This is a genomic window from Rhizobium sp. SAFR-030, assembly GCF_059415005.1.
The window spans coordinates 186,245-209,051 of sequence record NZ_JBPFDO010000002.1; the positions used below are offsets into that span (position 1 = coordinate 186,245).

A 22,807-nucleotide genomic window follows, 5' to 3' on the forward strand; every position below is an offset into this window, starting at 1 on the left:
CGCGGCCCTCCCAAGCCGTTGTTCAACTCTGACATTGCTGCGGACCTTCCTGGACCGGCTCAGCCGGCCGTGAACCGATCGAGGATGTTGCGGGTGATGCGCTGCGTGAAGGGATCGCCGCGCTTCAGGCCCATGACCCATTCGCAGGTGGCGGCGGTCAAAACCTCGCCCTTGCCGCGGGTCATGTGCACCATCATGCCGGACCCGTATTTGTATTTGGCGAGCCCCTCCGGCGTCACTTCGCCGGTGACGCATTCGACCAGGCCTTCATGGTCGCTGCCGCGCACATAGTAGCGGAAGCCTTCGCCTTCGGGCTCGTCCTCGGCCAGAACCGCGGGAGACATGGCAAGGATCTCGATCGTGTCTGGCTGGCCCGCGACCTCCACAGGGTAGGGGAGGCCATGGCGGAACGTGTAGTCCAGCCCGTCCACCTCGTAGGCGAAGATGTGCTGCTTGTCGCCGAAGATGTCGGCATAGTGCAGGCCCGTTCCCTGGAACGCCCAATGGGTCGGGCGGTAGACCGTCATGCCCTTCTGGCCGTTCGGCGCAAACCCGCCCCAGGACGCATACATGCCGTGTGCACCGTTGACACCGACCGTTGAGGCACCCGGCCACTTGATGTTGTGGTCTTCCCAGGCGCTGGTCAGCAGATGCGCCTTGTCAGTTCCGGCAACCGGATCCTTCTGGCTCGCCTTGAACTTGTGGCAGATCTGGCGCTTGCCGTCGTCTTCCAGGCGGATCTGCCAGAGGAAGTTGGCGCCGAAGCGGGCGAGGTGGCCGCCGCGCTCGACATAGCGCTCGATCGCCTCGCGCATATCCCAGGTCCAGTATTCGTCATGGCCGATGATGGTGACGCAAGGATAGGCGTCGAGAAGTTCGGGCCGGTAGTGCAGGTCGGTCTGGGTGATCATGTCCAGCTCGAACCCTTCCTTCTCCGCCCACAGCACGAAGTGGCGGTCGAACTGCGCCCAGCCGGCGGCCGCATAGTACTGGCCGAACCCGTTGGCGTAGGCCCACTCTTTCATCGCATAACGCGGCGCGTCACCCATTTCCGGTGCGGGATCGGCGCAGATCCGCGGTGCGCCTGCCGGCAGCCAGACGATGCCACGTGTCCATGGGCGCTCCAGCGACAGGACCGGCGACGGTTGGTCCCGGTTGTCGCCCTCGACGCCGAAATAGTGGTTGGCGCCGCCGAAGTCGTTGTAGGACGTCCAGGTGCCGGTTGGCAGGACCATCAGGATTTTGGCGCGGCGCGTCTTTTCCGTCGGACGTACGACGAAGAAGTGGTGCTGCACGAACTTGATGCCGTTCGGCCTCTCGCAGGTCGAGACGACGCGGTAGAAGCCCGACTTCAGGTCGTCAGGCAATGTCCAGCGATGGCTGACCGGCCATTTGCAGCCATTGCGATACGCGTCCTTTGGCGTGGCGGTAAAGACGCCGTCGATCGCGGCCACCTCATGCACCGTCTCCGGATGCAATCCGTCGCGATAGATCTGCATGCGCCAGGTCCTGGCAGTCGAGGTCGAATGGAAGGTGACCTCGTCACCCGGATCGTAGGAGATCGCATCGGTGTAGGTGTAGACCTCCGGCACGTCGGGGTCTTCGCGCGGCGCCTCGTACCACGGCTGGCTGTTCCAGTGATCATCGGCATACATCGGCCGCACCTTGCGCGGCGCGACATTCATGGTGCCGAGTTCGGGAGATTGGAAGTCGGGTCTGTCTGCCATGCTGGTCTCTTGCGATCTTCGCGGCCGATGCCGCCGGTTCGAAAGCCGCACTGGGAAGTGCGGCCGGGCTTTTCCACCTATGCCTGACTTGGCAGGACGAACGGTTCCGGATCGAGGAACCGCTTCACGACGTTCAGCGTGATGGTGCTGATATTGTTGTCGTAGTTATTGTAGCCCAGCGACATGCCATAGGTGATCGAGCCGGATGCAAAGACTGCTCCGCCGTTGGTCGTCTCGAAGAACACCATGTCGGCGCGCACCAGCGCATTCTGGGTGCCGTCAAGTCCGTCGACCATGGTGCGGAACTCCTCCGGCGTCGGAAGAGCGCCGGCGCCGAGACCCTCCGACGTGGCAAGCAGCAGCGTGTGACGCGGGCTGCCGAGCTCGTAGTCGAGACGGTCGATTTCGCTGCCCACGGCGCCGCCATAGCGGAAGCCGAAATCGCCGAGCTTCTCGTCCCGTCCGACGCCCTCGAAGATGAAGGCGGCGCGTCCGTCTTCGCTATCGGGCATGCGGACATAATAGGTGCAGGTGTCGTTGATCATCGCCGAGAAGCCGGTGCCGACGAGCTTCTGAGGTGCAAAGCCGCTGTGCCGCCACAGCGCGCCGGGTTCGCCGGTGCCGGCCAGATGCACTTCTCCAGGCTCGGATTCCCAGGTGCGGGTGCCGGCCATGCCGCGACGCACTTCGAGGGCTGCAGGCGCTGCCGGATGGAAGCCGCAGCGCCAGTAGAAGGCATTGCCGCCCATCGAGACGTGGCGGCCGCCGGTGTTCTGGTACTCCATGATGCCGTTCATCATGTTGAACGAGTAATATTCCGCATGGGTCGGCGTCATCATTGCCCGGTAGGGCTTCAACGCACGAGCGCCTTCGCGGTCCAGCTCGACATCGGTGATGATGTCGTAGGAAATGCCCTTCTCCTCGAGCCAGTCGAGGATATGGGTGTCGTTGATCAGGTTGAACCAGTAGCCGCGCGGCCGCATGCTGAGCACCGGCCGGAGCCAGGACGAATAGGCGCGACCCGATCCATCGACATGACTGTCGTAAGTGGACTGGCCGATCTGCGGATGCTCCTGCATGTAGACGTCGTCCAGCGGCAGCCAGAGCACGTGCTCCATCAGGGTTTCGAAATGCACCTGGTAGAGACGCAGCGCGCTGTTGGCATAGGCGAGATAGGTGGCGACCGAGAGCACGACCACGAGGTCGGCCCGCTTGGTCTTCCTGCCGGGCGTGACGAAGAACGTCACGTAGCTCTCGCAATCGGGCTCTGGTTCGTCGCCTGCCGGCGTCAGCCGCAGCGCATAAACGCCGGTGCGCCATTCCGCCGGCACTTCGAGCGAGAAGGTCGTCTGCCACTGGCAGTCATAGATGTCGTCGCTGTGGAAATGGATGGCGGCATATTCGCGCGGCGCCAGCCGGAAATCGTGAACCGCGCCGGACCAGAAGAAGCCCGTGACGCCGCGGCGCGGCAACTGGTGCAGCCGGCCGTGGAGGCAGTTGGCCGAGAGATCCTTGATATCGAGCGTGGTGATGCCGTCGCCGAAATCCCAGGAGGCGACGAGGCCAGGGGCGGCAACGCCCGTGCGCGGCTGGTTGTCATAGACCCGCAGCGCTTCGGCTTCGAGCGCCCGCGAAACGACGCGCGGCGCTTCGATCTTGCCGTCAAAATGACCGGTGTAACGTTGGTTCGGGTCCGAGTGATGCGCTGCGACCAGGAAATCCAGGCCGCTGTCGAGCACCGGGAGATCAGCCAGATCGAACGTCTGCGCGTGGGCAAGGGCGGGACGGGTGCCATCGGCCGGAACGATCAGCGACAGCGTCGCGGTCTTCGCGACGAAGTCGAGCGTTGCGGAAATGAACGACCAGACGCGCTGGCGTGCCTTGACGTCGAGAGTCAGGCGGGTGCTGCCGAGGCGCAGCACGGGGTGGCCCTCGGCGTCGAGTTCGAGAGCATAGCCCTCGGCCGAATTTTCGCACCAGTTGCCCAAGATGCCGCGTGCATTGTCGGCGATGCGGGTCGGATAGATGTAGCAGCCGAAGGACCACGCGTCGCCGCTCGGAACAAGCGCGCCGCCATGATCGATCACCGCGCAGGAGCCGGGCCGGATTTCCTGGTCGAGGCAGGTGTGGACGCCATCGATGGCGCTGTCCATCAGGTCGTACTTGAAGCCAGGTCCGTTGACGTCGACGTCCCCGCAACGCAGGCGCATGACTTCGACCCTGACGGCTTCCCGCTTGCTCGACAGCTGGAACTTGACGGTCTCGCCGGCCGGCACGCTGATGCGGTCGGGATAGCCGAGATATTCGTTGGTCTTATAGATCACCTTGATACTCCGGAGGTAGCGTCGCACCGGTCATGGCCTGCCAGCGGATCTTGAAGACATGCCATTCCGCCTCGGCCAGCGAGGTGAAGATGCGGTCGTCGACGAATGGCATCGGATCGCCGCGTCGCTCGGGAATGCGCGACAGGCGCCACGCCTTGCCGGCCTCCAGCACGATCAGCACGAGGCGCCCCTCGGCCTTGCCCCAGCGCATCCTGGCCAGCATCTTGCGAAGCTCGGCGCCATGCACGCCGAGCGGGCTCTTGCGGAATTCCTCCACGAGGTCGAGCCGCTGCGGGTCGATGACATAGCGCAGCGCGTTCGGGTCACTGGTGTGATCCATGGAAATCGTCCTGTCGTTGCATTCGTCGGGTGATGCGTATCCGCCCTGTGGTGCCTCCTCCCCCAAGAGAGGGGAGAAGGCGATGATGCGCATTTCTGCGTGTCCGTCTCAGGCGATTAGCGGGTCAGCCACGCCGTCCAGCGCTGGCGCAGCTCGTCCCGATGAGCGCCGATCCACTCGAAATCAGGCTTCACCAGCTTTTCGTAGTTTTCCGGCGACGTGGCGAACAGCTTGGCTTCTTCCGGCTTCAATTGCTCATAGACGGTCTTGCTGCCGGTCGCGTAGTTGACGTCTCGCATGAACGGCACGTGGGCGTCGGCGTTGGCGTAGAAGAAGTCGAGATAGGCGAGGGCGGCGTTCTTGTCGGGCGCGCCCTTGAGGATCGCCATATAGCCGGTATCGCGGATGGCGCCGTCCCAGGACATGGCAACCGGTGCGCCTTCCTTGACCACTGCCAGCGCGCGGCCGGAGTAGCTCATGGTCATGACGACTTCCTTGTTGCGCATGATCTGCTGCACCTGGTCGCCGGTCTTCCACCAGACCGCGACGTGCGGACGGATTTCGTCGAGCTTCTTGTAGGCGCGGTCGAGATCGAGCGGGAAGAGCTCGGTCTGCTTCACGCCGTCCGCCAGGAGCGCTGCGACGGGAACCCACCAGTCGCGGTCGCCGGTGTCAGGCAGGCCACGCGGGCCGGGGAAGTCCTTGACGTTCCAGAAATCGGCCCAGGTCTTCGGCGCCTTGTCCTTGAATACCTCGGTATTGTAGTTGATCAGCATGCCGCCGGTGGTGCGGGCGACGCCATAGGGCGTGCAGGCATCGGCGACGCCGAACTTCTGCACGCTGGGCAGCTGGCTGCAGTCGATCTTCTCGAGCATGTTGGTGCGCGCAACGAGATCCGGGCCGGTGGCCGTGACGATGTCGAACTCGACATTGCCGGTGCGCGTCATCGCTTCAGCACGTGCCCACTGGTCGGGAACCTCGATGGCGACCGGCACCACTTCGACGTCCTTGGCCTTGGCGAAGGGCTCGTAGAAATACTTGGCGAGCGAGTTGCCCATCAGGCCGCCCGTCGTGGCGATGACCATCTGGTCTTCCAGTTCCTGCGCGACGACGGGCGTCGTACCGGCAATGCCTGCGACGATGGCAATCGCGGCAGTGGTCCATTTCCAGTTCTGTATCGGCATGGTGGTTCTCCTCTTGTTTTTTAAGTCTTGATTGTAGTTCCCAGTCAGGTCTTGGCCCGCGACCTCATGATGAAGGCAATGGCGAGGATCGCGATTGAAAGGACGATCAGCAGCGTGGCGATCGCCGGAATGATGGGTGTCAGGTTCTGCTCGATATCCTCGAACATCCGGCGCGGCAGCGTCTTGTAGCGGACGCCGGACAGGAAGAACGACACGACCGGCTCGTCGAAGGAGATGATGAACGCGAACAGGGCGCCGCTGATCACGTTCGGCAGGATGAGCGGGAGGGTGATCAGCCGGAAAGCGTTGAAGCGGCTCGCGCCGCAGCTCATCGCCGCCGCCTCCAGGTTGGCATCCACCTTGCCGAGCGCCGACGCGGTGGTGAACACCACGAAGGGTAGCGCCAGGATGGTATGCGCCAGCACGAAGCCCGGTACCGTCCCCGACAGGCCGATCGACTGGAAGAAGAGGTAGAGGCCGACCGCCAGCGCGATATGCGGCACGATGATCGGCCCGATCAGCAGGATCTGGAAGAGCGTCGCCAGGCTGCTGCGGCCGCGGACCATCGCATAGGTTGCCGCCGTGCCGATGACCGACGCCGAGATGGCGGTCAGGAAGGCCACCTGGACGCTTAGCCAGGTGGCATTGCGCCACTGGCGGCTGGCGAAATACTCCTCATACCACTTCAGCGTGAAGCCGCGCGGCGGAAATTCGAGGTAATCGCTCGTGCCGAAGGACATCGGAATGACGATGACCAGCGGAATGATGATGAAGGCAAGGACGGCATAGACATATACGCCGAGTGCCAGCGAGCCTTTGTCGACGGGCGGCTTCATGCTTGCGCTCCCATCAGTCTGTCGAACCGCAACGTCTTGCTAAAGATGATCGCCAGCAAGGTGACGAACAGCGTGAGCACACCGACGAGGGCCGAGGCGAACGGCCAGTCGAGGACTTCGCGGATCTGTTGCGAGACGAGCGTCGCGATCATCAGTTCCTGCGGCGACCCGAGAAGCGCCGGCGTGATGAAGAAGCCGAGTGCGGTCAGGAACACCAGCAGCGAGCCACTGGCGATGCCCGGCAGGCTGAGCGGCAGGATCACTTCACGGAAGGTCGCAAAGCGGGAAGCTCCGAGCACCGCTGCGGCACGCAGATAGTCGTTGGGGATGGCGCGCAGGGAGCCGAAGATCGGCAGGATCATGAACGGCAGCAGCACATGGGTCATCGCCACGACGACCGCACCTTGCGTATAGAGAAGCTTCAGCGGCTCGGAGGTGATGCCGACGGCGATCAGGCCGGAATTCACGAGGCCCTCGCGCTGGAAAAGGAACGACCACGCGGCGGTGCGCACAAGCACGCTCGACCACAGGGGAAGGATCACGCAGGCGCCGACCAGGGCCGCCGTCGTGCCGCGGGCACGGCTCATGAAATAGGCGACCGGGAAGCCGAGAAGGACGGCAAGCCCCGTCACCAGCACGGCCGTCCAGATCGTCCGCATCAGCACCCGCGCATAGACGGGGTTGGTAACGACGCGCGCATAGTTGTCGAGCGTCGGGGTCGGCTCCATGAAGCTGATGTAGAGAAGCTGGCCGATCGGATAGATGAACACAAAGGCGATGATGAGGAAGAACGGCGACAGCAGCAGCAGGGTCGCCAGTCCGCTCAGTCGACGGCCGTCGGAATGCCAGAACTGGGATCGGGTGCGGCTGGTCACTTGGCGCCTCCGGCGTAGAGCAGGATGGCTTCCTTCGGCACGCTGAAGGTCGCTGTCGCACCACGCGTCAGTGCCGTGAGATCGGAGGCGCCCGGAAGCCGCGCGCGGATCTCGGTGCCGTCGGGCAGCTTGCCGATGAGCAGCAGCGCGGAGCCCGCATAGACGACATCCGACAGCGTCACCTGCAAGGTGTAGTCGGACCCTGCGGCGCCGAGACCCAGTCGCTCGGGGCGGAAACCGAGGATTGCCTTCTGGCCAGCCTGCACGGTGTCGACCGCTGCCGTTGCCGGGACGTTCCAACGTTCGCCGGATGGCAGCAGAACGGAGGTCGCGTCGCCAGTGCTTTCGACCGTGACGTCGATGAAATTCATCTCGCCGATGAAGCCGGCGGTGAACAGATTGGCTGGCCGCTCGTAGAGCTCGCGCGACGGGCCGATCTGCTGGATCTTGCCGTCCTTCAGCACCGCGACCCGGTCGGCCATCGTCAGGGCTTCGCTCTGGTCGTGGGTGACGAAGATGACGGTGATGCCAAGCTCGGCATGCAGGCGCTTGATCTCGAGCTGCATATCCTCGCGCAGGTTCTTGTCGAGCGCGCTCAGAGGTTCGTCCATCAGCAGCACGCGAGGACGGTAGACGATAGCCCGAGCCAGCGCGATGCGCTGCTGCTGGCCGCCCGACAACTGGCTGGGGAAGCGCCCGCCGTAACCGGCGAGACGGACCGTCGCCAGCGCTTCTTCAGCCTTGGCGTGCCGCTCGGCTTTCGGCATGCCGCGCATCTTCAGGGGGAAGGCCACATTGTCCAAAATGGACATGTGTGGAAACAGCGTATAGTTCTGGAACACCATGCCAAGATTGCGCTGGTTGGCGGGCACATAGGTCAGATCTTCCGAATCGACGACGATGTTTCCGCTTGTCGGAAATTCGAAGCCGGCGACGCTCATGAGGATGGTGGTCTTGCCGGAGCCGCTCGGCCCGAGCAGCGCAAGGAATTCGCCGGCGGCGATGTAGATATCGACGCCGTCGACGGCGAAGACGCTACCGAAGCGCTTTTCCAGACGGCTGATGCGAATGGAGGCGCCTGCCGTCTGTTCTCTGTTCATTGCCATAGTCACTGAAGCCTTGTTCCCACTTTTATTGTTTGGCTTGGCTCAGGGCGAGGACCCTTCAGATTGCAGTCGATCCCGTCCCTATGCGTAAATCTCCGATATCATATTTGATATATCGGAATGCTAGCGCCGAATGAACGCGCCTACAAGAGCCATTTGTGCGTCGAGCATGGCTTTTCCGCCGATTGTGACAGCGCCTCGCGCATGGGCGATCTCCATGAGCCGGGTCACGGGCGGGTTGACGATGATGTCGTAGACCACTGTGGAACTGGGAAGCTGGCTGAGGTCGACAGGAACGGCGTCGCCGGGCTTCATGCCGAGAGACGTGGTGTTGACGATCAGATCGAAGGTGTCCGCAGCGGCGGATCCCGAGACTACGTGCGTTTGGGGGAAAGCTGCCTGGACGGCATCGGCGAGAGCCCTGCCGCGCGCAGCGTCGCGATTGGAGATCCACAATTCGGCGGCACCGGCCTCAGCAATGGCGAGCGCAGTGGCACGACCGGCACCGCCCGCACCGATTTGCAGCACGCGCTTGCCGGCGACTGAATATCCGTGGGCGCTGAGACCGGCGATGAAGCCGGGGGCATCCATGTTGTCGCCAACCAGCCGCCCTTCCTCGCTCCGCCGCACAAAGTTGACGGCACCGATCATCCGCGCCCGGTCGGAGATCTCGTCGAGAAGCGGGATGATCGCCACCTTGTGGGGAATGGTAACGCCGAAGCCGACGACATTGCCCATCAGGCGTATCGCGCCGACGACGTGGCTAAGGTCCTGCGGGCGGACGGCGAGGGGCGAGGTCGCGACATCCTCGCCGATCTCGGTAAAATAGGCGTTTAGCACCCCGCTGGCGCGAACATGGTCCACGGGATCGGCCAGCACGAACATGATCTTCGACTTGCCGGTGATCTCCATGGAGCATTTTCCTCTCTGGTCAGCCGGGCAGCCGGCTGCGGCCGTAGCCCTTGTAGCGTTCGAGAACCCGCGCGATCTCGTCGTCCGGAAGGATGGCCGGCTCACCCGCCTGGCGCGCGAGGATGTACTGGCGGGCGAGCGTCTCAAGCTTCACCGTCAGGTCGAAGGCCTGCTGCAGGGAGGTGGCCGCAACGATCATGCCGTGATTGGCGAGCAGGCAGGCTTTGCGGGACCTGAGGGCGGCGACGGCGCCGTCTGCCAGCGCCTTCGTTCCGAAGGTGGCATAGGGCGCGCATGGCACATCGTTGCCGCCGAAGCTGGCAATCATGTAGTGGAATGCAGGGATGGGCTTGGCGAGGCAGGAGAGCGCCACGCAGCTATCCGCATGGGTATGGATGACGGCCTGCACATGTGGGTAGGCGTGGAGGATCGCCTGATGCATATGCCATTCGCTGGAAGGAATGCCGTCGCCGATCGTATCGCCGTTGCGATCCAGCCGAACCAGTCGGTCGGGCGTCATGTTGCCGCTGTTGCCGCCGGTTGGGGTCACCAGCATGTCGTCGCCGATCCGGCAGCTGACATTGCCGCTCGAGCCGTGATTGAAGCCCTTGTCTTCCAGCTTGGCGACAACGCCGAGCATCGTCTCGCGCAGGTCCATCTCGTTCATGCAAATGTCTCCGGGTTCTGCATCGAGGCGAGCGCCCGGGTGAACAGGTCGACTGGCCCGAGTTTTCCGGATTTAAGGCAGAGCGCGACCGGATCGTCCTCGTCCGTCGTCGCAGTGCCGATGCCCGGGCCGCCATAGGGTCCGACATTCAGGCCGCGGATGCCAAGCCGCTCGACGACCGAGCCGGAGGTCTCGCCGCCGGCAACGACGAACCGCCGCACGCCGGCCTGATGGAAAGCGACGGCCAAGTCGCCGACGATCTGCTCCGCCAGCGCCGATGCACCTTCCCGGCCGTAGCTCGCCTGGGCTTGAGCCACGGCTTCCGGCGCCGCGGAGGTAGACAGGCCGACAGGGCCGGCCTCAAGTTTGGGCAGCGCCCACTGAAGGGCCGCTGCGACTGCCGCCTCGGCGCTGTCGATTCCCGTCAGGTTGATGCGCAGGACAGGGTGTGATCGCTCGAAGTCCCCAAGTTGTTCGAGCGTCCGTTCGGCGCAGCTGCCGGATAGCACGACGCCCTTGCCGGACACCGGCCGCAGGCTGCGCGTATGCGGCTCGCCCTGCAGGAGGCCTTTGGCCCGCCATAGCGCCGGATAATGCTGGACGATGGTCGCATTGCCGGTCATCACCGCCCAATCGCAGGTCAGGTCGGCAATGGCATCGAGGTCGCGGTCGTAGATCGCGTCGGTGATGAAATGGCGAATGCCCTGCGCTGCCTGTTCGGCAACGGCCTGCTCCAGCGATGCTCCGCCCTCGCTGACGGCGGGGTGGGCGAGCAAGCCGACGGGCATCTTCGTCTGCCGCTGCAACACGCGAACGAGGTCCGGATCGGTCATCGGTGTCAGCGGATCGTGACGCTTCGGCGATTCCGAAATGAGCTGGCTGCCGAGGAACAGGTGTCCGTTGTAGACGGTGCGCTTCAGCGCCGGAGAGGACGGGCAGAAGGCGGTGTAGGGAGCATCGGTCACCGCCAACAGCATGTCGGCTACGGGGCCGATATTGCCTTCATCCGTCGAGTCGAAGGTGGCGCAATATTTGAAGAAGATCTGCCGGGTGCCGCGAGCCAGCAATGCGCGCACCGCCCGCTCGGTCTTGTCGACGGCCATGGCTGCCGGAACGACGCGGGTCTTTTGGGCGACGACTATCGCATCGACATCGCCGAGGCTCGCAACAGCGTCGGGATCCGTGACGAAGGCGCAATTGACGCCCTGGGCGACCAGCATCGCCGCTGTCTCCATCCCACCTGTCAGATCGTCGGCAACGACCCCAAATATCGGCTTCATCATCATGTTGAGTGCGTCTGTCACTATTGAGCCTCGCTAGCTCATACATGATATATCAAATATTCTGGAAGGAAAGGCTGGGATCTATTTTTCCGCTTGATCGCCGGCTGCGGTGGCGTCGGTGAGGTCGACAGTGGCCGCGTGCGCCGCAGCGTTGGGCTTGCCGCGCAACTGTTCCCGCACGACCGTCAGCAGCCCTGCGGATGCTATGATGAAGATGCCGACAAGCGCAATGGCATCGGGAAATTCGTTGAAGATCAGGGCACCGAACACGACAGCCCATGCAAGCTGCGAGTAGTGCATGGGTGCGATCTGGTTGGCATTGCCGTATCGCGTCGCCAGTACGAAGGCCCACTGCCCGAGCCCGTAACAGATGCCGGCGAGCGCAAGCAGAGCACATTCTTTCCAGGATGGCACGCTGACGCCGCGCACCAGCATGGCGACCGCGTTGAGGCCGAGGAGGTAGAGGATAAGTGTGCCGAGAACGCTGGTGGTTTTCACCTTGCCGCCGACCCGTCGCAGGATGATCACGGCAGTTCCGGTCCCGAGACCGGTGAAGATCGCCGCGAGATGACCCGCTTCGAAGGGCTGATTGCCGGGCTTGACGACGAGAAGCACGCCAAGGAAGCCGACGACAACGGCCGACCAGCGCCAGATGCCGACATGTTCCTTCAGCACCAGCGCCGACATGATCGTGACGAACAAGGGGGCCAGGAATACCAGCGCATAGGCCTGCGCCAGCGGAATCGTTGTAAAGGCATAGACGCCGCAGAGGCTGGCGACCACCCCGCAGATGGCGCGGCCATGCACCGCCAACGGATGGTCGGTCCGCCAGAAATCGCGCCATCGCTGGTCGGGATGGCGGGTCGCCAGCAGCGCCAGGCCAGCGAAGACGTTGACGATGAAGGCGGTCTCGAAGATCGACAGATGTCCGCCGGCCGCCTTGACGCTGGCGTCCGTGACGGAAAACGCGGCGTAGGCCAGCACGGCGAGGATGTAGACATTGGTCAAGACGTTACAACCTTCTGGATGCAAAGATACACGTTTCCGTTATATCATATTTCACGATTGGAAGAGGAGAATTAGGGGCTGCTTCTGTTTGACGCGAAGACTGCGTCCGGCTCGGAGGGCCGGTGCCCGCTCACCAGCACCGTTGGCGACGTGACCCTCGCTTCCGTTGCCGTTGCAACATGATCGGGCGTCTCTGAAACTGTCCGCTCGTACCGCGCCTCCATTGTCACGACCGCACTGGCTTGCCGCGAACCTGTTCCCTCATTCGTCTGCGAGCCGGATGCACCAGTGCCTCGGAAGCGGGATCAGACATGCCAAGCAGTTGCCAATACATCGACACGTCGCACGGCATGATTGCCGTCGAAATCAGCGAAGGCGGGGGACCTGACGTCGTTTTCATACACGGCAACTCCTCCTGCCGAGAGGTGTTCAACAAACAGGTCACCTCGCCACTGTTTGCCGACTACCGGCTGATCCGCTGCGATCTGCCCGGCCACGGTCAATCGAGCGATGCGCCGGACAAGCTTCGGACCTACACCCGCCCGGGATTGGCCGATGCGGTTCTGGAGCTTCTCCATACAATGAAGGTGAGGGAGGCAGTCGTCGTCGGCTGGTCGCTCGGCGGGCACGTGGCAATCGAGATGCTGTCCCGGTCGCAGATCATCACCGGCGTTTGCCTGATCGGCGCTCCGCCGACGGGCGTCGTCATGGCGGAAGGGTTCTGCGGCAGACCGCTGGGCGGGCTCGGCGGAAAGGGCGAACTGACACCGGAGGAGGTCGACCGGTTTATCGCGGGTGTCATCGGAGACACGGCCGAACCGTTCCTGCGCCAAGCGGTGGCACGGACGGACCGTGATTTCCGCTCGATGCTGTTTGCGGGCGCAGCCAGGGGAACAGGCGTCAATCAGAGAGACGTGGTCACGGCGACATCGGTGCCGCTTGCGATGATCAACGGCGCTGACGACCAGATCGTCAACCTCGACTACATCGATGACGTGCCGTTTTCCAGCCTCTGGCAAGGCCGGTGCTTCCGGGTCGCCAATGCCGGGCACGCACCGTTCTGGCAAACGCCGGACAGGTTCAACGCGATCCTGTCGCTGTTCCTCGCGGACGTCGCGCCACTCTGATGCTTTGTTCGGCTGCGGTCGCGCCGGGCCATTACTGGGTCTGCGCGCTCCGGCCGCTGATCTTTGCCTGCAGCACGATGACCACCAGCAGGAACAGCCCGCGGATGACCGACTGCCAGTAGGCGGAGAGCGAGATCCAGCCGAGGCCGTTCTCGAAGTTGAGGATGTTGAAGACCATCCCCAGCAGCAGGACACCGGCAAGCGTCGCGCCGACCGATCCGGCGCCGCCGGTCAGCAGCGTGCCGCCAACGACGACAGAGGCGATGGCGAAAAGCTCCCAGCCGACGCCCTCCGTCGGCTGGCCCGCGCCGAACTGCGCGGCAAGGATGGTTCCGGCAAGCCCGGCGAGCAATCCGGAGACAGCGTAGACGGAGAAGATGGTCCGCTTCACCTTGAGGCCCATCAGCGAGGCTGTGTATTCGCCGTCGCCGACAGCCAGCACGTGCCGGCCGGCCGGCAAGCGCTCAAGGAAGATCCAGCCGATGACGAAGGCCGCAAGCGCAATCCAGGCCGGGATCGGGAAGCCGAGGAAATCGTCCTGGCCGATCATCGTGAAGCCCGTTTCGTAGGACACGTCGACCGATTGGTTGTCGGCAAGCAAGAGCGCCATGCCGTAGGAAGCAAGCATCGCCGCGAGCGTCGCGATGAACGGCTGGATGCGCATCTGAGTGATCATGAAGCCGTTGAGCAGGCCGAACACCAGTCCGGCAGCCAGCCCCGCGCCCATGCCGGCCGCCCAGCCATAGGGCGAGGCGAAGGCGGAAACGACGCTTGCCAGCGCCGCGACGCCGCCGACCGACAGGTCGATCCCGCCGGTCATGATGACGAAGGCCATGCCGAGCCCGATCAGCGCAAACATCGAATTGTAGCGCAGGAAGCTCAGGATATTGAACGGCGACAGGAAGTTTTCGTAGCGCAGCGCGCCGAACAGGATCAGTGCCAGCAGCGCGACGATGACGCCGAGGCGCGCGAGGTCGCCGGAGGATTTTGGTCGAAACAGGGAAAGCATCGGTTAAGTCCTAGCTGCGGTCGGCCCGCTGTTGGATATAGACCGCAATCACGATCAGGCCGGCCTTGACGACGAGCGCCGCTGCGTCCGGCACGCCATTGGCAAGCAGCGTGTAGCGGACCAACTGGATCACCAGGGCGCCGAGAACCGTTCCGACGATGTTCGCCCGTCCGCCGGACAGCAGCGTGCCGCCGACCGCGACCGCGGCGATCGCGTCGAGTTCCATGCCCAGCCCGACGAGGTTGGCGTCACTCGCCGAATTGCGGGCGACGACCACCAATCCCGCAAGACCGGCCAGAGCGCCGGAGATCACATAGACGAGGATCTTGATCCGCTTCACCGGAATGCCGGCAAGCCGTGCGGCCTGCTCGTTGCCGCCGACCGCGAGCACCTGCCGGCCGAATACCGTGAAGCGGATCAAGGCATAGGCAAGCACGGCAACGACGATCATCAGCGCAACCTGGGTCGGGATGCCGGCGACCTTGCCCATGGCGATGAACTGGAAGGTCGGGTTCTTGAAGACCTGAAGATTGCCGTTGGTGAGCACCTGGGCGATGCCGCGCCCGGCGATAAAAAGAACCAGGGTCGCCACAATTGGCTGAACGGCATAGCGCGTTACCAGCAGCCCGTTGAAGGCACCGAACGCCATGGTGACGATGATCGGCACGACGAAGGCGAGCGCCACCAGCAGCCCGGGACTGTCGATTGGCAGCAGCATGCCGAGGAAGATCATCGGGGCGATGGCGCCCGAAATCGCCATCAGCGATCCGACCGAGAGATCGATGCCGCCAGTGGCGATCACCAGCGTCATGCCAGTCGCAACGATGACGATCGCCGCCACCTGGGTGAGGTTGACGTTGAGCGTCTGCCAGGAGACAAAATTCGGCGTCATGACGACGTTGAAGACAATCAGCGCCAGCAGCGCAAACAGCGTCCCGTAGCGGCTCGCCAAGTGCAGCAGCGAAGGCCTGGAGGCTGCCGGTTTGGAGGATGTGGTGTCGGTCATTGTCACGTCAGTCCACCTGATGGGCCATAGCGGCCAGCAGCGCCTTCTCGGACAGCTCCTGGCGGGGAAGGACGGCGACCGACTGGCCGTCGCTGAGGACGGTGATCCTGTCGGCTGCAGCCAGCAGTTCCTCAAGTTCCGAGGAGATCATCAGGATGCTGAGACCGTCGTCGGCGAGCGATCGCAGCAGCTTGAGGATCTCGGACTTGGCACCGACGTCGATGCCGCGCGTCGGTTCGTCGACGATCAGGACCTTCGGATCAGTGCAGAGCCAGCGGGCCAGAAGAACCTTCTGCTGATTGCCGCCGGAAAGCTCCTTGATCGGCTGGTCCGGCGACGCGCACTTGATCCGCAACTGATCGATGAACCGCAGGACGATCTCGTTCTGCCGATCGCGGTCGACGATGCCGGCCTTGCGCAGTTTCGGCAGCAGCGCCAGCGTCATGTTCTCGCGGATGCTCATGTCGGGGATGATGCCGTCCACCTTGCGGTCTTCCGACACCAGGCCAATACCGTCGGCGATCGCCTCCACCGGTTCGCCATAGCTGCGTTCGCGCCCGGCAAACTGCATGCTGCCGTGCTCCAGCCGGTCGACGCCGAAGATGATGCGTGCCGTTTCCGTGCGACCCGAACCGAGGAGACCTGCAAGGCCGGAGATTTCGCCCTCGCGTACGGTGAGGTCGACGCCGCGGACCCGCACGCCGGAGCCCGCCTGCTTCAGTTCCAGCCGCACTGGCCTCTCCACAGCGTGATCGGCGCTGCTTGCGACCGCTTCGAAGGCGGCCAGTTCGCGGCCGAGCATATTCCTGACCAGGTCCATCTTGGCCATGTCGCGCATCGGGCTGACGGCGACGGTCTGGCCGTCGCGCATGATCGTCACCCGGTCGCAGATGGCGTAAAGCTCGTCGAGGCGATGGCCGATGAAGATGACCGCAACACCGTTCTTTTTCAGGGTGCGGATGGTCTCGAACAGGATCCCCACCTCCCGTTCGTCGAGCGACGAGGTCGGTTCGTCCATGATCAGCAGCCTGGCGTTCTGCGTCACCGCCCGGGCGATGGCGACCATCTGCCGGGTTGCGGCATTGAAATGCGCCACGGGACGTTCGGCGTCGATGTCCAGGTTGAAGGTTTTCAGGACCCGCCGCGCGCCGTCGCGCATGGCGCCGTGATCGAGGAAACCGAAGCGGCGCGGCTCACGTGCAAGGTAGATGTTCTCGGCAACGGAGCGCTGCGGCGCCAGGTTGATCTCCTGGTAGATCGTGGCGATCCCTGCGGCCTGGCTTTCGGCGGGCGTCGAAAACGGGACATCGCGGCCGGCAAACTGGATCGTGCCTTCGTCGAGCCGGTAGGCGCCGGTCAGGATCTTGATCAGCGTCGACTTGCCCGCGCCGTTCTGACCGACCAGGGCCATGATCTCGCCTTCGGCCACATCAAGCGATACGCCGCGCAAGGCTGCCACGCCGCCGAAGGACTTGGAGATGGACTGCATGGATAGCAGCATGGGGATCCTCGCATTGCATGAAGCGCCCCGGCCGTCTCGGCGGCCGGGGACGTCGTTGTTCTGCGTGAGGTCAGTAGGCGTTGGCGAGTTCGGCCTTGGCATTCGAAGAGTCGTAGAACTTGTCTTCGTTGATCACCCACGGCTCGATCTTTTCGCCCTTGGCATAACGTGCCATGGTCTCGAAGGCTTTGGGTCCGAAGCGCGGGTTGCACTCCACCACAGCTGCGATCTTGCCTTCGGCAACCAGGCCGACTGCTTCCTTGCCACCGTCAATCGACAGGATGAGGACATCCTTGCCCGGCACCTTGCCGGCGGCCTCGACCGCCGAGATCGCGCCGATCGCCATCTCGTCGTTGTGCGCGTAGATGACGTTTGCGTCCGGATGGGCCTGCAGCAGGGCTTCGGCAACCTGACGTCCCTTGTCGCGAGCGAAATCGCCGGACTGCGAGGCGACGATGGAGAAGCCTTCCGCCTTCTTGATGGCCTCGTCAAAACCCTTCTTGCGATCGTTGGCAGGCGACGAACCGGTGGTTCCCTCAAGCTCGATGATCTTGGTCTTGCCGTTGGCGTTCTTGACGAGCCATTCGGCCGCCCGCTCGCCTTCCTTGATGAAGTCGGAGCCGATGAAGGTCAGGTAATCCTTGCCGGCCTTGGCGAGCTTCGGATCGACGCTGCGGTCGAGCAGGATGACCGGGATGCCGTTCTTCTTGGCGGCCATGACGGCCGGGATCAGCGGCTTTTCTTCGCGCGGCGCAAGGAAGATGACGTCGACGCCCTGGGCGATCATCGAGTTGACGTCGGCAACCTGCTTGGCGGCAGAGCCGGCAGCGTCGGTGTAGACCAGCTGGTAGCCGAGCTTGGCGGCTTCCGCCTTCATGCTCTCGGTCTGGGCGATGCGCCAGGGATTGTTGGATTCGGTCTGTGCGAAGCCGACCTTGTAGGTGGTCTTCTGCTCCAGTGGCGGAACCTGTGCCGCGGCGATGCCGGCGGTCAGCGTCAGCGCCCCAAGCGCGCTTGCGGCAAGCATCAGTGTGCGGCGTGAGAATGCGGGCATCTCAGTGTCTCCTCCCGGTTATCCCGACCTCCTCAGATCGGTGCCAACTCAAACGTTGACGCTGGCAATTTGTTGCTAATGATATTAACAGTCAAGCTCAAAATTATTAGCATGTGCGTGATGACGGTCAGCACAAGGGGGATTCGGGCAGTGGATAGCGGGAACGGCGGAAAGCGGGTTCGGGGTCGCCGGGATGGGCAGAGCCGACCGACGATGACCGATGTCGCCCGCGTTGCGGGCGTGTCGCAGTCGAGCGTCTCGCTGGTGCTGAACCAGATGACCGGCGCCCGCATTTCGGCCGAGACCCAGCAGAAGGTGCGCGAGGCGGCCCACAGCATCGGCTACCGCCTGCCGGGCGAACGTCACGAACCGCTCCGCGATCCGGTAACGGAAAAGACGAAGATCGCCTTCATCGTCGACGAGATCTCGACGAGCCCGCATCCGGTGGTCAGTCTCGACGGCGCCCGCGACCATGCATTCGAGCAGGGGATCCTGGTCTCCGCGCATGCCACCCGTTCGAACAAGGATCTCGAGGATGCGATCCTGCGCTCCGTGGCAGCGGATCCGGCGGTCGTCGGGGTGATCTACGCGACAATCTTCACCCGCGGCGTCAAGCTGCCCGAACTGCTGAAGGGCATCCCGACCGTTCTGCTCAACTGTACGACCGACGGGCGGCAGCACATGGCGATCGTGCCGGGCGAGGTGTCGGGCGGATTTGCGGCGACGGCGCATCTGACCGGCCTCGGCCACCGGCGGATCGCCTTCATCAACGGTGAGCCATGGATGGATGCCGCGATCGATCGGCTGAAAGGCTACAAGCAGGCGCTGGCGACGGCCGACATCGCCTTCGACGAGACGCTGGTGCGCAACGGCGATTGGTTGCCTTCGCTTGGCTATGAGGCGGCGCTCGACCTGATGTCCCTGCCGGAGCGGCCGACGGCGATCCTCTGCGGCAACGACCTTATGGCTATCGGCGCGCTCGAGGCGGCGTCGGAGCGGGGCCTGCGGGTGCCAGAGGACATCTCGATCATGGGCTACGACGATCAGGAACTGGCGCGCTACACGCATCCGCCGCTGACGACCATCGTGCTGCCGAACTACGAGATGGGCCAGAAGGCGGCGGAAATGCTGATCGACATGGTGCTGCATGGCAAGCCGGTGCGGCCGATGACCCTGAAGATCGACGGCCCCGTCGTCATCCGCAGCACGACGGGCGCCCCGGCAGCTGTTTGAACGACAAAGCCGCAGCCCGGGCGTCACCCAGGCTGCGGCTGATTTTAGGTGTCGGTGCCTCAGGTCGGGTCGGCACCCATGACAAGGCCTTCGATGTCGTGCTTCTGGGTGATCGGCACCAGTTCGTCGACGACGCGGCACACGAGGTGCTTCTTGGCGATATCCGGCAGCGCGTCGTACCAGTCCTTTGTCACCATCATGTCGTGCAGTTCGGCATGGCCGGCACCGGGAGCGTCGACGCCCAGGACCATGACCGGACGGGCGATCGGCGAAAGATGTTCGGTGCCGCGATGGACGGTGAGGGCAGAGCGGCAGGAGATGTCGCCGCGCTTGGGGAATTTGCGCGTGGCTCGCTCGTTGAAGCGTCCCCACAGCGACTTGTCCGGGAACATCTCGTGCTTCCATTCGCGGCCGTCGTCATACTGCGTGCCCGGCGCGACCTCGAAGGGTCCCATGTCCTCGGTCACGTCGACGCCGGTCAGGTTGAAGGCAAGCGAGGTGATCTTGCGATCGCGATAGGTATCGACCGGCGATGGGAAGTCGCGGTGCCAGGGCTGGTACTTCGCGCCCTGGAAGGGCACGTCCAGGCCAATCTCGACGATCTCGTAATCCGGTCCAAGCGCGTTGGTGCAGATGTCGACCAGCCACGGGTGGGTGATGAGGTCGACGAAGCCGCGGAAGTTCTGCGGATGAATTTCCACGTACCAGCGACGCGGTCCGCGGCCGACGGCGCCGCCGGGTCTCTGGATGGCCGACCAGAAGGCGGTCATCATGTCTTCGCGCATTTCGTCGGCCCATTCAGGCTTGAAGGCACCCTTCAGTCCGATGATCCCGTCATCGGCGAGCGTCTTCATGTGCTGGGCCAGGTCGTAATCGAATTTTGGATGTGCGTTCATCGGATGTCCTCCTCGACATGAACAAGGATATCGCGACTAATAATTATTAGTCAATGGCGTAATTAATTTAGTTCCGCTAATGATGGCGCAGGAGGTCCGGATGGACGCAAGTGCAAAGAGCCGCAGGGCATCGAAGCGGGTGACGATGATGGATGTCGCCAAGGCTGCCGGCTGTTCGCAGGCGACGGTATCTGTCGTGCTCAACAACACGAAGGACATCAAGATCTCCGCCGAATTGCGGGCGCGCGTGGTCGAGGCTGCCCGGTCGCTGGGTTACGGCATGGGCGGTATCGTCCGGCGGGCGGCGATGCCGGAATTGCGAGGCGGTTGCGTCGGTTTCATCGTTGACCAGATCTCGACGACCCCGGAGGCCGTCAACGCAATCGAAGGTGCGCGCCAGGAATCCTGGGAAGACGAGGTCACCATTCTCGTGGCCCAGACCCAGGGACGGGCCGAGCATGAGGAGAGGGCGCTCGAGCGGCTGCTGCGTGCCGGCGCGCAGGGCATCGTCTATATGTCGATTTTCACCCGACGGGTGGCGCCCGGCCCAGCTTTCGACAACTTGCCGGTGCCGATGGTGCTGCTCAACTGCTACACCAGCGACCACCGCTTTCCATCCGTCGTGCCGGACGAGATCAACGGCGGGCGCATGGCGACAAAGGCGATGATCGAGCTTGGCCACCGGCGGATCGGAATGGTGACCGGTGAAAGCTTCATGGAAGCGGCACAGGACCGGCTGATCGGCTATCGCCGGGCGCTCAAGGAAGCGGGGTTGCCCTACGACGACCAGTTGATCGCCGAAGGCAGCTGGACGCCGACATCCGGATACGAGGCGACGCAGAAACTGCTGGCGCTGCAAGACCGCCCGACGGCAATCTTCTGCCAGAACGACAAGATGGCAATGGGCTGCTTCAACGCCATCCGCGACGCAGGGCTGCAGGTCCCGCAGGACATTTCCGTCATCGGCTACGATGATGACGAGCTTGGCCGCCACCTGCGGCCGCAACTCACCACGGTTGATCTGCCGCATCGGGCAATGGGCGCCTGGGCCATCCGCCAGCTAGAAGAGCAGTCGACGGGCGGAACGAAGCCGCCCGCCGTGCACAAGGTGTCGTGCACTCTGATCGAGAGAGCGTCGGCTGGAGCTCTGTCCATCTCCTGAGCATCAGGGCACGCGCCGGCCTCGACTTCACGCGGTTCAGGAAATCGACGTCCAGCCGCCGATCTGCGCGTAGATCGCGTCGCGCAGGTTGCGCGTGTCCCGGTTGAGCTTGGCAAGATCCTGAGGGGTCTGGGTCGAGGCAGCGAGCAGCGCCTCGCCAAGACAGCCTGCTTCGGATTGCATCGAGCGACCTTTGTCGCTCAAGGCGACGATCACCTGACGCTCGTTTTCCGGATTGCGGGTCCGACGCACCAGGCCGGCAGCCTCCAGTCGTTTCAGAAGTGGCGTCAGCGTGCTCGATTCCAGCGCCAGCTTCTCGGCAATCCCTCCGACCGTCTGCTCGTCCTCGCGCCACAGGACGTTGAGAACAAGATATTGCGGGTAGGTCAGTCCCAGCCCATCGAGCAGCGGTTTGTAGACGCGCTGTATCGCAATGCCCGCCGAGTAGATGGCGTAACAGAGCTGGTCGTCCAGCGGTGGTGGGTTTCCGGCGGGCTTTCTGGTCACTGCGATACTCCTTTCACATCCATATAAGACAACCTGCCGCTAAAATAAATATCGCGATAAGAAATATGTTGACAAGCGATCACCGGCACTGCTAGAAGACATATATCGCGATAACAGTTATCGCTAAATAGGAGAAAGCATCATGACCACGATCAGCACCGCCACCATCGTTGCCGCCGCTTTTGCCGCAGCGATCACTGTCGTCAATCCCGCCCATTCCGCCGATACGCTGCCTCAGCAGCAGGCCGTCAAGAACGTCGTTCTCGTACACGGAGCATTTGCCGACGGCTCCGGATGGCGCGGCGTCTACGACCTGCTGACGGCGCGCGGCTACCGTGTCAGCATCGTCCAGAACCCCCTCACGTCGCTCGCCGACGATGTCGCCGCAACCAAGCGCGTGCTCGATCGTCAGACCGGCCAGACCATCCTCGTCGGCCACTCCTGGGGCGGCACGATCATCACCGAAGCCGGCGTTCATCCGGACGTGGCGGGCCTTGTCTACGTCTCGGCACTGGCGCCGGATGCCGGCGAAACCACCGCCGACCAGTACAAGGGCTTCACCGGTTCGCCCGAATTCGTTATCGAAACCTCGGCGGACGGCTTCGGCTTCCTCGACCTGCAGAAGTTCAAGGCCGGCTTTGCTGCCGACACGAGCGATGCGGATGCGGCCTTCCTTCGCGACTCGCAGGTGCCGGTCAATATGTCGTCCTTCGCGACGAAGCTTGAGAACGCAGCCTGGAGGTCGAAGCCGAGCTGGGCTGTTATCGCCACGGAAGACAAGGCTTTCGACGGCCGCATGCTGCACAAGATGGCGGATCGGATGGGCGCCAGGATCACCGAGGTCAAGGCCAGCCACGCATTGTTCATGACCCAGCCGAAGGTGATCGCCGACGTTATCGACAACGCGGCGCGCAGCGCGGGTGAAGCCAAGCGTTGAGGATATCGGAATCGCATCGGCAGGCAGGCAGTCGGTTCCCGGACCGGCTGCCTGCCTGTGTGTGGCCATCGGCTGGCACCGCCGACGGTTGCGGCGGTCCGATAACGGGTGCG

21 protein-coding genes are annotated in these 22,807 nt (G+C 63.5%); 4 read left to right on the forward strand and 17 right to left on the reverse strand.

The window, feature by feature from the left end:
* Positions 1-59: 59 nt before the first annotated feature.
* From ACR65N_RS06640 to ACR65N_RS06690, 11 genes are all read right to left on the reverse strand, one after another.
* Positions 60-1,727 (reverse strand): N,N-dimethylformamidase beta subunit family domain-containing protein, encoded by a 1,668-nt coding sequence (locus tag ACR65N_RS06640; protein WP_440456295.1) that lies wholly within the window; start codon positions 1,725-1,727, stop codon positions 60-62.
* A gap of 77 nt (positions 1,728-1,804) precedes the next feature.
* Positions 1,805-4,051, reverse strand: a complete 2,247-nt coding sequence (locus ACR65N_RS06645) for a N,N-dimethylformamidase beta subunit family domain-containing protein (RefSeq protein ID WP_440456296.1) — start codon at positions 4,049-4,051, stop codon at positions 1,805-1,807.
* Positions 4,041-4,484: a N,N-dimethylformamidase alpha subunit family protein gene (locus ACR65N_RS06650; RefSeq protein ID WP_440456297.1), complete on the reverse strand. Its 444-nt coding sequence runs from the start codon at positions 4,482-4,484 to the stop codon at positions 4,041-4,043. Before ACR65N_RS06650 ends, ACR65N_RS06645 begins: the two co-directional genes overlap by 11 nt.
* Before the next feature lie 23 nt (positions 4,485-4,507).
* Entirely contained in the window at positions 4,508-5,575 is a 1,068-nt protein-coding gene (locus ACR65N_RS06655; protein WP_440456298.1) for an extracellular solute-binding protein, read from the reverse strand.
* A 44-nt stretch (positions 5,576-5,619) separates the two neighbouring features.
* Complete coding sequence (locus ACR65N_RS06660) at positions 5,620-6,411, reverse strand: ABC transporter permease (RefSeq protein WP_430306695.1); 792 nt, start codon at positions 6,409-6,411, stop codon at positions 5,620-5,622.
* Positions 6,408-7,238, reverse strand: a complete 831-nt coding sequence (locus ACR65N_RS06665; RefSeq protein WP_440456781.1) for an ABC transporter permease — start codon at positions 7,236-7,238, stop codon at positions 6,408-6,410. The genes ACR65N_RS06660 and ACR65N_RS06665 overlap by 4 nt, the downstream gene beginning before the upstream one ends.
* 44 nt (positions 7,239-7,282) lie before the next feature.
* Positions 7,283-8,386, reverse strand: coding sequence for an ABC transporter ATP-binding protein (locus tag ACR65N_RS06670; protein ID WP_440456299.1), 1,104 nt, complete (start codon positions 8,384-8,386; stop codon positions 7,283-7,285).
* A gap of 129 nt (positions 8,387-8,515) precedes the next feature.
* Positions 8,516-9,304: a shikimate dehydrogenase family protein gene (locus tag ACR65N_RS06675; RefSeq protein ID WP_440456300.1), complete on the reverse strand. Its 789-nt coding sequence runs from the start codon at positions 9,302-9,304 to the stop codon at positions 8,516-8,518.
* A gap of 19 nt (positions 9,305-9,323) precedes the next feature.
* Positions 9,324-9,971: a class II aldolase/adducin family protein gene (locus ACR65N_RS06680; protein WP_440456301.1), complete on the reverse strand. Its 648-nt coding sequence runs from the start codon at positions 9,969-9,971 to the stop codon at positions 9,324-9,326.
* Complete coding sequence (otnK, locus tag ACR65N_RS06685) at positions 9,968-11,275, reverse strand: 3-oxo-tetronate kinase (RefSeq protein ID WP_440456302.1); 1,308 nt, start codon at positions 11,273-11,275, stop codon at positions 9,968-9,970. Before otnK ends, ACR65N_RS06680 begins: the two co-directional genes overlap by 4 nt.
* Positions 11,276-11,335: 60 nt before the next feature.
* Complete coding sequence (locus ACR65N_RS06690) at positions 11,336-12,262, reverse strand: DMT family transporter (protein ID WP_440456303.1); 927 nt, start codon at positions 12,260-12,262, stop codon at positions 11,336-11,338.
* 311 nt (positions 12,263-12,573) lie between these two features.
* Between ACR65N_RS06690 and ACR65N_RS06695 the strand changes: the two genes are divergently transcribed.
* Positions 12,574-13,389: an alpha/beta fold hydrolase gene (locus ACR65N_RS06695; RefSeq protein ID WP_440456304.1), complete on the forward strand. Its 816-nt coding sequence runs from the start codon at positions 12,574-12,576 to the stop codon at positions 13,387-13,389.
* A 31-nt stretch (positions 13,390-13,420) separates the two neighbouring features.
* Here ACR65N_RS06695 and ACR65N_RS06700 read toward each other — a convergent pair whose 3' ends face one another.
* The 4 genes from ACR65N_RS06700 to ACR65N_RS06715 all read right to left on the reverse strand — a co-directional run bounded on the left by ACR65N_RS06700 (position 13,421) and on the right by ACR65N_RS06715 (position 17,959).
* Entirely contained in the window at positions 13,421-14,398 is a 978-nt protein-coding gene (locus ACR65N_RS06700; RefSeq protein ID WP_440456305.1) for an ABC transporter permease, read from the reverse strand.
* A 10-nt stretch (positions 14,399-14,408) separates the two neighbouring features.
* The gene (locus tag ACR65N_RS06705; RefSeq protein ID WP_440456306.1) at positions 14,409-15,404 is read right to left on the reverse strand and encodes an ABC transporter permease; all 996 of its coding nucleotides are present in this window, start codon (positions 15,402-15,404) and stop codon (positions 14,409-14,411) included.
* Between the two features lie 7 nt (positions 15,405-15,411).
* The gene (locus ACR65N_RS06710) at positions 15,412-16,905 is read right to left on the reverse strand and encodes a sugar ABC transporter ATP-binding protein (protein WP_440456307.1); all 1,494 of its coding nucleotides are present in this window, start codon (positions 16,903-16,905) and stop codon (positions 15,412-15,414) included.
* A 70-nt stretch (positions 16,906-16,975) separates the two neighbouring features.
* Complete coding sequence (locus ACR65N_RS06715; RefSeq protein ID WP_440456308.1) at positions 16,976-17,959, reverse strand: ABC transporter substrate-binding protein; 984 nt, start codon at positions 17,957-17,959, stop codon at positions 16,976-16,978.
* Between the two features lie 213 nt (positions 17,960-18,172).
* Here ACR65N_RS06715 and ACR65N_RS06720 point away from each other — a divergent pair, with 213 nt between their 5' ends.
* Positions 18,173-19,192 (forward strand): LacI family DNA-binding transcriptional regulator, encoded by a 1,020-nt coding sequence (locus tag ACR65N_RS06720; RefSeq protein ID WP_440456309.1) that lies wholly within the window; start codon positions 18,173-18,175, stop codon positions 19,190-19,192.
* A gap of 59 nt (positions 19,193-19,251) precedes the next feature.
* Here the strand turns inward: ACR65N_RS06720 and ACR65N_RS06725 are convergent, their stop codons facing one another.
* Positions 19,252-20,088 carry a phytanoyl-CoA dioxygenase family protein gene (locus ACR65N_RS06725; protein ID WP_440456310.1) on the reverse strand — a complete coding sequence of 279 codons (837 nt, stop codon included), beginning with the start codon at positions 20,086-20,088 and terminating at the stop codon, positions 19,252-19,254.
* 100 nt (positions 20,089-20,188) lie between these two features.
* Between ACR65N_RS06725 and ACR65N_RS06730 the strand changes: the two genes are divergently transcribed.
* Positions 20,189-21,250: a LacI family DNA-binding transcriptional regulator gene (locus tag ACR65N_RS06730; RefSeq protein ID WP_440456311.1), complete on the forward strand. Its 1,062-nt coding sequence runs from the start codon at positions 20,189-20,191 to the stop codon at positions 21,248-21,250.
* Positions 21,251-21,286: 36 nt separating this feature from the next.
* Here ACR65N_RS06730 and ACR65N_RS06735 read toward each other — a convergent pair whose 3' ends face one another.
* Positions 21,287-21,757 carry a MarR family winged helix-turn-helix transcriptional regulator gene (locus tag ACR65N_RS06735; RefSeq protein WP_440456312.1) on the reverse strand — a complete coding sequence of 157 codons (471 nt, stop codon included), beginning with the start codon at positions 21,755-21,757 and terminating at the stop codon, positions 21,287-21,289.
* Positions 21,758-21,899: 142 nt separating this feature from the next.
* Between ACR65N_RS06735 and ACR65N_RS06740 the strand changes: the two genes are divergently transcribed.
* A complete protein-coding gene (locus tag ACR65N_RS06740; RefSeq protein WP_440456313.1) occupies positions 21,900-22,694 on the forward strand; it encodes an alpha/beta fold hydrolase in 795 nt (264 codons plus the stop codon).
* Positions 22,695-22,807 lie beyond the last annotated feature (113 nt).